General features: G+C 40.6%; 12 protein-coding genes and 1 pseudogene. 2 read left to right on the forward strand and 11 right to left on the reverse strand.

What is annotated here, in order from left to right; genetic code table 11:
- Positions 1–106 precede the first annotated feature (106 nt).
- Positions 107–568 carry a DUF417 family protein gene (locus tag OQJ86_RS10875; RefSeq protein WP_042601289.1) on the forward strand — a complete coding sequence of 154 codons (462 nt, stop codon included), beginning with the start codon at positions 107–109 and terminating at the stop codon, positions 566–568.
- Between the two features lie 964 nt (positions 569–1532).
- On the opposite strand, the pseudogene OQJ86_RS10880 reads toward OQJ86_RS10875, so the two are convergent.
- Positions 1533–2194: pseudogene (locus tag OQJ86_RS10880) on the reverse strand (Type 1 glutamine amidotransferase-like domain-containing protein).
- A gap of 14 nt (positions 2195–2208) precedes the next feature.
- Entirely contained in the window at positions 2209–2790 is a 582-nt protein-coding gene (locus OQJ86_RS10885; RefSeq protein WP_265987732.1) for a DUF1287 domain-containing protein, read from the reverse strand.
- 459 nt (positions 2791–3249) lie between these two features.
- Here OQJ86_RS10885 and OQJ86_RS10890 point away from each other — a divergent pair, with 459 nt between their 5' ends.
- Positions 3250–3480, forward strand: a complete 231-nt coding sequence (locus OQJ86_RS10890) for a PAS factor family protein (RefSeq protein ID WP_038872158.1) — start codon at positions 3250–3252, stop codon at positions 3478–3480.
- 75 nt (positions 3481–3555) lie between these two features.
- On the opposite strand, the gene OQJ86_RS10895 is transcribed toward OQJ86_RS10890, so the two are convergent.
- The 9 genes from OQJ86_RS10895 to OQJ86_RS10950 form a co-directional block, all read right to left on the reverse strand.
- Entirely contained in the window at positions 3556–3945 is a 390-nt protein-coding gene (locus OQJ86_RS10895) for an MAPEG family protein (protein ID WP_038881832.1), read from the reverse strand.
- 204 nt (positions 3946–4149) lie between these two features.
- Positions 4150–4395, reverse strand: a complete 246-nt coding sequence (locus tag OQJ86_RS10900; RefSeq protein ID WP_038872154.1) for a hypothetical protein — start codon at positions 4393–4395, stop codon at positions 4150–4152.
- Positions 4396–4590: 195 nt separating this feature from the next.
- Positions 4591–4896: a hypothetical protein gene (locus OQJ86_RS10905; protein WP_265987733.1), complete on the reverse strand. Its 306-nt coding sequence runs from the start codon at positions 4894–4896 to the stop codon at positions 4591–4593.
- 157 nt (positions 4897–5053) lie between these two features.
- Positions 5054–5404, reverse strand: a complete 351-nt coding sequence (locus tag OQJ86_RS10910; protein ID WP_265987734.1) for a hypothetical protein — start codon at positions 5402–5404, stop codon at positions 5054–5056.
- Positions 5405–6063: 659 nt separating this feature from the next.
- On the reverse strand, positions 6064–6450 hold the full coding sequence (locus tag OQJ86_RS10920; protein ID WP_265987735.1) for a hypothetical protein: 387 nt from the start codon (positions 6448–6450) through the stop codon (positions 6064–6066).
- A complete protein-coding gene (locus OQJ86_RS10925) occupies positions 6447–6863 on the reverse strand; it encodes a DUF6973 domain-containing protein (RefSeq protein ID WP_265987736.1) in 417 nt (138 codons plus the stop codon). Before OQJ86_RS10925 ends, OQJ86_RS10920 begins: the two co-directional genes overlap by 4 nt.
- 172 nt (positions 6864–7035) lie before the next feature.
- Positions 7036–7887 (reverse strand): IS3 family transposase, encoded by an 852-nt coding sequence (locus OQJ86_RS10930; RefSeq protein WP_265987737.1) that lies wholly within the window; start codon positions 7885–7887, stop codon positions 7036–7038.
- Positions 7884–8192 (reverse strand): transposase, encoded by a 309-nt coding sequence (locus OQJ86_RS10935; protein WP_265987738.1) that lies wholly within the window; start codon positions 8190–8192, stop codon positions 7884–7886. The genes OQJ86_RS10930 and OQJ86_RS10935 overlap by 4 nt, the downstream gene beginning before the upstream one ends.
- Before the next feature lie 819 nt (positions 8193–9011).
- A complete protein-coding gene (locus OQJ86_RS10950; RefSeq protein ID WP_265987739.1) occupies positions 9012–9491 on the reverse strand; it encodes a hypothetical protein in 480 nt (159 codons plus the stop codon).
- Positions 9492–9705 lie beyond the last annotated feature (214 nt).

The following is a 9705-nucleotide window of genomic DNA, read 5'->3' on the forward strand; positions in this document are numbered from 1 at the left end:
TCTTTTTGCTATATAGACATTAGTTATTTTATATAACCATAAATTCAAGAATTTTATAATTCAACTGTCGGTCATTTGAAAACATGCTTTTATAGGAGAAGTTATTATGCATGCATCATCTGTTTCCCAAAAACCGACACAATTTGGTTACTACCTTGGCGTATTTGGCGTTGCCCTTGTTCTTATCTGGTTGGGTATTTATAAATTCACCCCAACTGAAGCCAAACTCATTGAACCTTTGGTGGTAAATCACCCTGCCATGTCTTGGCTATATGGCATCATTTCCGTTCAAGCCGTGTCTAATATCATTGGCTTAACCGAAATCATCGTCGCACTCGGCCTATTGGTTGGATTGAAAAAACCAACCGTAGCCTACTGGTCCGGTATCGCTGCAAGCGTTATCTTCCTCGCGACACTGAGCTTCCTAGTTACGACACCAAATACATGGAAAGTTTCCGACGGTGTTTTGATCGCGAACTTTTTCCTTGTAAAAGATATTCTGTTCTTAGCGATTTCAATCAGCGTGGTTGAGCGAAACAAACCAAGTTTGACGCCAGCTATCGCCTAGTTTTAGGAAAAGTATCGAGAGATAGAAAAGAGAAAGCGCCATGACGATATGGCGCTTTTGTTTGCCGTAAAAACGTTTAACCAAACATCATCATGACTTATTGTTCACCACAATAATATCAGTAGAGCCTATTGATGAGTTTCTACATTAAAAACGAAGGCCAGTCAGAAACTGAGCAACAGCGAATAAAGGGACGGACCACGCGATGACGCTTCGATAAGGCAACATATGAACGAGGAGAGACGGATAACGTATCAGTTCCATTATTTGAAGGTGAGTAAGTAAATGCTGCTCTGGGCTTGAAAAACATGCCCAAAATCGCCGTGTAAAAGGGAGAGCACAGATAGCGTGCAAATAGCTGGAACAGATTGACCATATTCCTAGAAAACCAACTAACTCAACGAGAAAGAATACTTCTAGGCTAATAGGTAACACGGAAGGTCCACTTAGTAATATAATGGCTAGAAAAAGCCAAATCTTACGGCTCATCTACACTCCTTGTTCCATGCTCTCTTAGCGCATTTAATCCTTCCAGCGCCTTTAACGTTGATGCCTTCAGAAGGGGCTTGTCGTATTTTTTTCTGATATTGAGAGCCGTATTAAACAGCGATTCTGCCTCTTTCAATCGCCCCTGCTCCACATACAACTTGCCCAAATGCTGATAACTAAAGCAGTGGCAAACGCTTGGCTTTGTATAAACACGCTCGTCGCCTCATCATAGTCCCCTATATACTGTTTTGATGTTGCGACAACGTGCAAAGCCCAAAATTGATGCTTATGGTCCAAAGCACTTTTCGCGACACGCTCTCCAATAGTTATTGATGCTCGGTAGTTGCCTAGCACTCGTAAGCTGTCAGACAACAAAATTTGTTGCCACTGTAACGCCTCTGAGTGCCTTCGAAACCAAAAGAGAAGACATTTACTCCCGCTTTTACACAATCGAGTAACCGCACCTAAGCTGGGCCTATCTCTTTGAAATTTCATCATTGCCATTTCGGATTGTGATTTGAGCGTCCTCACTGCTATAAATGACTTTGCTTGGCTTACCATCAACAAAATGAAGCGCGGCATAATCACTGAGGCCGTAGCAGGTCGCATCAAGATGACTATGAGCAAAGCGCTCGAATAGGTCGTGTTTCTCGTCGTTCTCAATAAAGTGAGCAGATGCTAAACCTCGTAAAAGACCGATGCCTTTGATGATGGAGTAAGCCTCTGGATCACTGTCTGTAATCCCATAATCAAACCAACAAATGGCGCCTGCACTCATCCCACAAAGTATGATGCCGCGGTTGTAACACTCTTTGAGAATGTCGTCGATACACCATTCTTTCCATAGAGCCAGCATGAACGGGTATTGCCACCGCCAACGTAAATCACATCTTGCTCTAGCAACTTGGTTCGCCAGCCTTTCTCTAACTTGAACAGAGGAAAGTGTGTAAGGTGTTCGCTCAGCTTAGCATTGTGGAAACGGGTGATGACTTCTTCCGAATCTCCGGTGGCGGTAGAGAGATAACAGATTTTGGGGTTATTCTTTCCCACTAGTGACAAAATGTATTGGTCGAGTTGGCTTGGGAGCTCTCCCATCATCCATCCGCCTCCACCCAATACGACACAATGTTTTTCCAAAAGTTGACTTCCTTCTATTTAGGCTCAAACCGATAACGACCGGTTATAGGATAATCAAACAACATATCCTCCAGTACGACACCTCCTCCTATATTGTGAACAATCAAAGGTCGTCGTTTGTCTGTCGATAAGTCATCGGCAACGATACCAATATGAGGGAGGTTCCCAGGGAGCATCCACGTGACAATGTCACCAGGCTTGAAATTATGACCATCATTCGAGATAGGTATTTCTACCCCATGACGTTGAAAGAACATTTGTAAATTTGGAACTCTGCGATGATCAATATTTCTATCAGTACGAGTTAAGCCCCAGATTCGTTTGGATGGATATGCAGAAAAGTTATCTCTCATGTCTTCATGAACAAGGACTTGGAGATCGACACCTAGTTTTCTATAGCTACGAATAATAACATCGGTACACACCCCGATATCAGAAGCAACATCGCCATTCGGGTAGCCAATTTGGTAATAACTTCCATCATAAGTAATGTCGTACTGTGTTCGTTCTTTTGCTGCCTCAGCAAGCGAAGTAGATTGTTTTGCTATAGCTGGCAAGCTAATAAGAACCGCCCACATGACAATGAATTTTCCCATAACAAGTTAAAGTCCTTTTCATCAAAGCCACCCAATACTTCAACACTATTTTATCGGTTGCAGAGAGATTGACTTTAGGTTGTTCGATAAGACCAGTAAGAATTGCTTTTAAACTGCGTAAACTTCTCGGTAGAGTCAAATTCACCGACGGGCTTTTTATCTAATGTAGGACACGCTTCAAATTGATTTCATATAGTTTGTACGACCAGAATCAAAAAGCTACCCCGAGATTAGCTTTACGCTTTTTCGACCACATGAACAACTTTCCCGGTTGTAAACAAGCTACGAAGAGTGAATTCCTATCACTATGATTTACAAGTCATTTAACTCCCACCAACGACTTTGTTACTTCGCACCACGAATTTATATCAGACCACTTTTCTGTGATTGGGGCTTCTGAATTTCGAATTGTAATCGAATACAATACATATGCACCCCGTGCAATAGAAAAGGAATTATATGAAAACGCTTATTTATGACACGCTTGTCAACCTTGCTAACCAAGAACCAGAACACCACGCGAAAATACGCCAGAACCTTTATGAGCAGTTAGATCTGCCCTTTGATAAGCAGCTTGCTCTGTATGCATGTGCACTCGGTCCTGCGAGCTCTGGTAAACTGGAAAGTCGTCAAGGTATCGACAATGCGGTAGATAGTGCAGTTAGACTATTAGCGACTCCTGAACGTTAATCAACTTTGCACTTTTAACGGCCCTACTCCCCTGGCGGGCCGTTTTTCTTCAAGGAAATAAACTCTCCTCTGTCCTCAACCAGAGATACACTGCCCCATAATCCCAAACGCACTCCCCATCGCGATTGCCCAAGAAATTGACCGTAAAACACCGAAGTTCAATAAATAAAGAACATGGTAAGCGATTCTAAAAACGATATGCGCTAACGCTAAGAGCTGAATCTTCTCATTTACTGCACCTGTCGATATTGCAAGTAGAACAGCAGAGGCAAAAACTATCAAAGATTCAAAAGCGTTCTGATGTGCCGCTAATGCTCTAGCGCCAAATCCTTTCAAGCCAGCTTGCTGCTCGCGAGGGTAATTATTGTTATAGCCGCCCGCTTTATGCATAGCAATTGCCACAGGTATTTTGGCTACATAAGGTAAGAAAGCCGCTACGATTAGACAAAAAATCAAAATATCCATGTTTCATCCTAGTTGGTACCGCGAGAGGTTAATTCTAAAATTATGAGCGATACTTTCACTATAAGCCGGATTACTCATGATTTAGCACCTAATTTGACTGCATTAGTACAAGTCAATTGTAAACTCTTTCCATAAGTTGTTCCTTAAAAGTGGGTTCTCTATGGCAAACGTTTATACCATAATGAATGGTAAGAGCCTTATCAATTAGGCGTCTTCATCAATAGTGTTAGGATTCGTATTCTTAGCTATTTGTATGAAGGTATATGAAATACCGCATACAAAAAATTTAGTCACCCATAACATCAAAGCGGAAATAATCAGCCCTAAACCAAACTGGATCCCAGATGCTATAGATGAAAATACACCAAAAGCAGCAAATAACGCTACAACAACCGTCAGGAAGACATCTATTTTCTTTAATCTGGACTCAAACTGTTCGACCTTTTTCATTAACACTCCTTGTAAACTTATAGAACAAAGGTTGAGTACAATCCTACAGTTAATCATATCGTCAATGCAATTTTGAATTTAGTCCAGAAGACACATTGTGAAGCTTTAATGATGTAACATGGACACCATTGAAACAGGAATTACTTAGATTATTAGATGGTACGTATGTGGTTAGATAAATAACTTTTGAATCGTTTACTCTTCAACTTTGACGGCTGTTGCGTTCCAGTACGTGATAAGAACAACCAATACAGCCCAAGGCATTGCGAGCCAAAAATAGTAAAAAGCCTGACCATTTGTTAAGTGATAATAAGAAAATAAAACAACACTAGCGAATATTGATATGCTATATGCAAACCACAAAGCCACACAAACATCATTATTAAACTTAGAAATTGAAACTTGGCGTTCTGCGCAAGCCAAAAAAACCAAACCAAAAGCAATCAATCCACCCAAACCAAGGTGAATAAATAAAAGTGGAACTAAAATCCAAAACGACATATATACGCCCTTGAGTAGCCATACGGTTTGTTAAAGTGAGATCGCCATAATACAACAACCTCTACAAACCACGTTGAGAAAAAAGTAAACGCATGAAAAAATGCTACGCGCTGCGAGTCACTCTCAAATGCTTAGTTAGCAGGCTGCTAGCACTGATTTAATCTATTACGCTCACTCTTATAGCCTTCAACTTTTCAATAAGAGCGTCAGCCATCGGTTTGAACTTATCCGGTTGCTCTTTAGAGTAAGATTTCATTGTTGCCAATACATCAATTCTTAACTTTTCTAACCGAGCTACCTCATTACCAGTAAGGTCTGTAAACACCATCCCTTCTAACTCATTTAGCCAATCGTTAAAGGACTCTGGGCGTTCGGATAATAAAAGTAACGTATTCTTAGGCTCAACTTTTAGTGCAACCATCAATAAAGGTGAAACTTCTCCAGAAATAGCCCCGTCTCTACATTTCCAAATTTCCACCAAAGAAAAAAGTGTAGGAATTGTTTCCAAAGCTTCTTTTTTTCAAGGTTCGGTTCAATAGATTTGTAGTATTCTATCATCCAGTTATGCAAAAGACTTACCTCTGGGGTTTTAGCATGCAGCAGCCCTGAACAAAAAGCAGACAGTATAAGAATTACCATATTCCTTATCATTATTTCTGCTCCAGTTGATTAGATATATTTATGGTTATTTTTCATAGCTCACGATTTCAACATAAATTTCTTTAAGAACCGATTTACTATTACCTACATAGTAATGAGACTTGGCCATCCCCCCTCTCACATTTTACCTGGTATCAAACACCCAAGAGCATCTTTGTGATAATTTCAGGCATTGATTAGAATAAACATTCTACCGGGAATATTTTGTAGCTCATATATATTAGGGCACTTCGGTGACCTATAAGAAAATAATTTATAAGCATCTGCCTTGATCGCTTTAGATTTAATCTAACTTCATCTAGTTCTTTCACCTATCTTATTCTAGTTATCAAATCAATGAAATTAACAGAAGAGTCACATAACGCCCTATTAAGGGGTAAGCAACGCAATACCGATGCTGCCGCATACCACCCTAATCACTAAAACTAACGCATATTAAAAATGCCACGCGTTGCGAATCAATCTTAAGCAATTTGTTATGTGTTACAACTAAGGTGACTTTTATTTTTACCTTCCTACATTGACTACATCATTCACACCAATGCTAAATTTTGCCTCAGTACGTTTTATACATGTATTACTAAAAAGTGAAAAATCAATTTCTCTTGATAATTCACTATATTTAATAACTTCGTCATCATTAGCAAATAATAAAAGTGTAATACTATCTAAATCTGATATTCTACTTAGATTCTCAGCATCCCAGTCGAATCCCAGCAAAGAACGAGCAGCAGTATTATTGGAGTACGGACCTAAAAAACAGACTCGATTCCAATCACCTTCGACAACTTCAGAAAAATCGACACTACTGTCATTTAATCTTAGTTGCATATCATTTGTATCTGAACAGGATACTTGAAGTAAAATAAAGAAAATCATAACCAATTTTTTCATTTTTTCTTCTCTTTCTTTATTACCTTAAGACGACCTGCTAGCAATGAAGTGTAACAATAATGTGCAAGTTTATCATTACTCGCCATCGATAACCCTAACCGAATACCAACTTTATTATTGTGTAAATCCATGACCTTTTCATTTTCTGGGTTTTCCGGAAAGTCTTCATGTGCTGTCGTAAATTCGAGAGCATTTTTGTATCCAATGTCATGAGCTAGCATCGCAGACCAAAAACAATGACGAAATGCATCGCTTTTATCATTGTGTCCATTAATGCCAAAGCGAGATTCTGTTTCGAAAAAAGCAACATCTTTCGCTTCTTTTATTGCTATAGCATGGTGAGGGTTTAATGTAAGATACTCTTTTTCACCTTCTTTAAGAGAATTGTATTGTTGATAAATATGTTTAACCATGAGACCTCCGCATTTAAACACAAACTAGCCTACACTTTTAAAGCAAATCCACATTACTAAAAACTGATTAAAAATAAGACCTTGAGAAGGAAAGCACAGTTACATGATTATCAATTACATCTTCGAACTTACTCGGCAACTAGTGTACCCACAAAAAGTGGACACTGCATAACTACACACTTTCGTACTCAACCGGACTGACATGGCCCAACGCTGAGTGCTTTCTTCTGCGATTGTAATAAACCTCGATGTACTCAAATATACCAACCCGAGCTTCAACGATATTTTGATAGTCTTCTGCATAGATCAACTCGACTTTAAGTCGACTGTAGAATGACTCCATCACCGCATTGTCCCAACAGTTACCTTTTCGGCTCATGCTCGGCACACCACCATGCTCACGCATGAAGTCTTGGTATTCATATGCCCTGTATTGTACACCACGATATGAGTGGATTATGACGCCCTTCGGCGGCTTACGCGACTTGAACGCCATTTTTAAAGCATTCGTTATGAGCTGAACCGTCATCGTCGTATCCAACGACCAACCGATGATACGCCTTGAATGGAGATCCATCACTGTGGCTAAGTAGAGCCAACGGCTCTTCACCCAGATATACGTGATATCGGTAACCCATTTTTGATTTGGGTTGTCGGCTTCGAAGTCTCTTCGTAATAAATTATCGGCTACATTCGTCATCGATGCCACGTCCTTGCTATATTTAAACCCTTTGCCATTACGAGCTTTGATACCTTTTTCTTTCATGATATCAGCAATATAGTTAATACAGCAGGCATGGCCTGCTTCCTTTAACTCTTCGGTAATCCGCACCGAACCATAACGAGCTCGATGCTCCGCAAAAGTACACATGACAAGCTGTTCAAAGCGTTCTCTACGCTTAGAACGTTCACTCGGAGTATGATGACACCACTTATAGTAACCACCACGGCTGACCTCTAAAGCGCGACACATCAGCGCCACTGGGTATTCTCCCACATAACTTTCAATGAACTCGTACTTCACTCCTGCTGCTTCGCGAAGTACGCCGATACCTTTTTTAGAAATTCCATTTCATCTTTCAGTCGCTTGTTTTCTCGCCTAAGCGCACGGATCTCTTCGGACTCTTTTTTCGAGTAATCAACACCGTCTAAGGTGTTAAACTGTTTATCAGATAGGCGGGTAAATTGACGTTTCCAGTTGCGGATCTGTTGGGCACTAATGCCTAGTTCTTGGGCAACCGATACAGCCGTTTTCCCTGGAAGTTCAGACAGACGAACCGCTTCTTTGCGGAACTCTTCGGTGTACGCTGGATTTCGATGTTTAGCCATAAATCACCTCTCAATTAGACCCTAGATCTAACTTAGTAAAGTGTCTACTAAACGTGGGGTACTCGGAAAACTAACGCCCTGCTAAGGGGTGAGCAACGCAATACAAAAGCCGCCGCAAACCACCTTAATCACTAAATTTAACGCATAGTAAAAATGCCACGCGTTGCGAATCCCTCTTGAGCAGTTTGTTAGTTTGCAAACCCAAAGCGTTGATTTTACGTTATTTTAAACTTTGCAAACAATAAGATTTATGTGTTTTGATGCATTTAAGTCAGGCGTAGTCTCAAGGCGGCTACTCAATGAAACCACTTAGAACAAACAACGTCGCAGAAAACGAACTCACAACACCAAAAAGCACTTTTGGAAAGCCAATCTCACAGTGCGGACTTTCAACAAAGCCGCTGAAACCACGTGAACTTTCCACACCAGAGAAAACGTCATTTCAGCGAGTAAATCGGCTTTTGTACCAACAAACTCAACGAGCAGAGTTTCAGCGAAAAAGTTCAACTCAGTTAGCCCAAAAGTCGCCGCACCAAAGAACAAATCAACCGTTGAAACGATACCAATTTTGAGTTTACACCACTCAAGTTAACACTAAAATTGAACGCCGAAACGACAATTTCAACTTTGAGCTTTTACCACTAGATCTTGCGATTTAGCTGCGTTGTTCCTCTTGCAAACTAACGCCCTGTTAAGGGGTGAGTAACGCAATACCGAAGCCACCGCACACCACCTTAATCACTAAAATCAACGCATAGTGAAAATGCCACGCGTTGCGAATCCCTCTTGAACAGTTTGTTAAACGCACATATCACGCGCTTAATTAAATATTGCTCCACGACCTTCTTGAACTGATAGTTCACCGTACTCTATAGCCTGGTTTACTTTTTTGTAAGGCAAGTACACGACAATAGAATAGCCAGAATTATGATCAAGATTAACGGCTATTGCATCTGAAACCTTACCTGACGGAAGCGTAATACGAACATCGTAAACTACCGCGGTGGTGCTATATTGTCGATTTGCAGCTGCTGTAAGAAAGGCAGAATTGAGCAAATCAATGATCTCAGATGAAGGTGGGCATTCGCTCCCTTCGAAGACCGATACATCAACAACGTCTCCAGTTAAAGTCATCGCTGCACCATATGGATAAAACTCTCCATACTCAGCTAACATTTTTTCCGCAAAAGGCAGCACCGAGTCAAATAAGTGTTGTGCGTCTTCTTTCCCTTTGCCCAAATTGCCTCCAAAACAAAATGAACTCATGCATAACAGCAAAGCTATCAAACTCAATTTCACCTGATTAGCCTCCATATGTCGTTTAACGCCCTGTTAAGGTGTGAGCAACGCAATACCGAAGCCACCGCATACCACCTTAAACACTTAAATCAACGCATAGTAAAAATGCCACGCGTTGCGAATCATTCTTAAACAGTTTGTGTACGCCCAGCATGGGCATGAACTAATGAGGTGAAAGTCCTCTGTAGGAAAATCACCATTTAATTCTCAACTC

The organism is Vibrio sp. Sgm 5 (genome assembly GCF_026241575.1).
GTDB lineage: Bacteria > Pseudomonadota > Gammaproteobacteria > Enterobacterales > Vibrionaceae > Vibrio > Vibrio jasicida.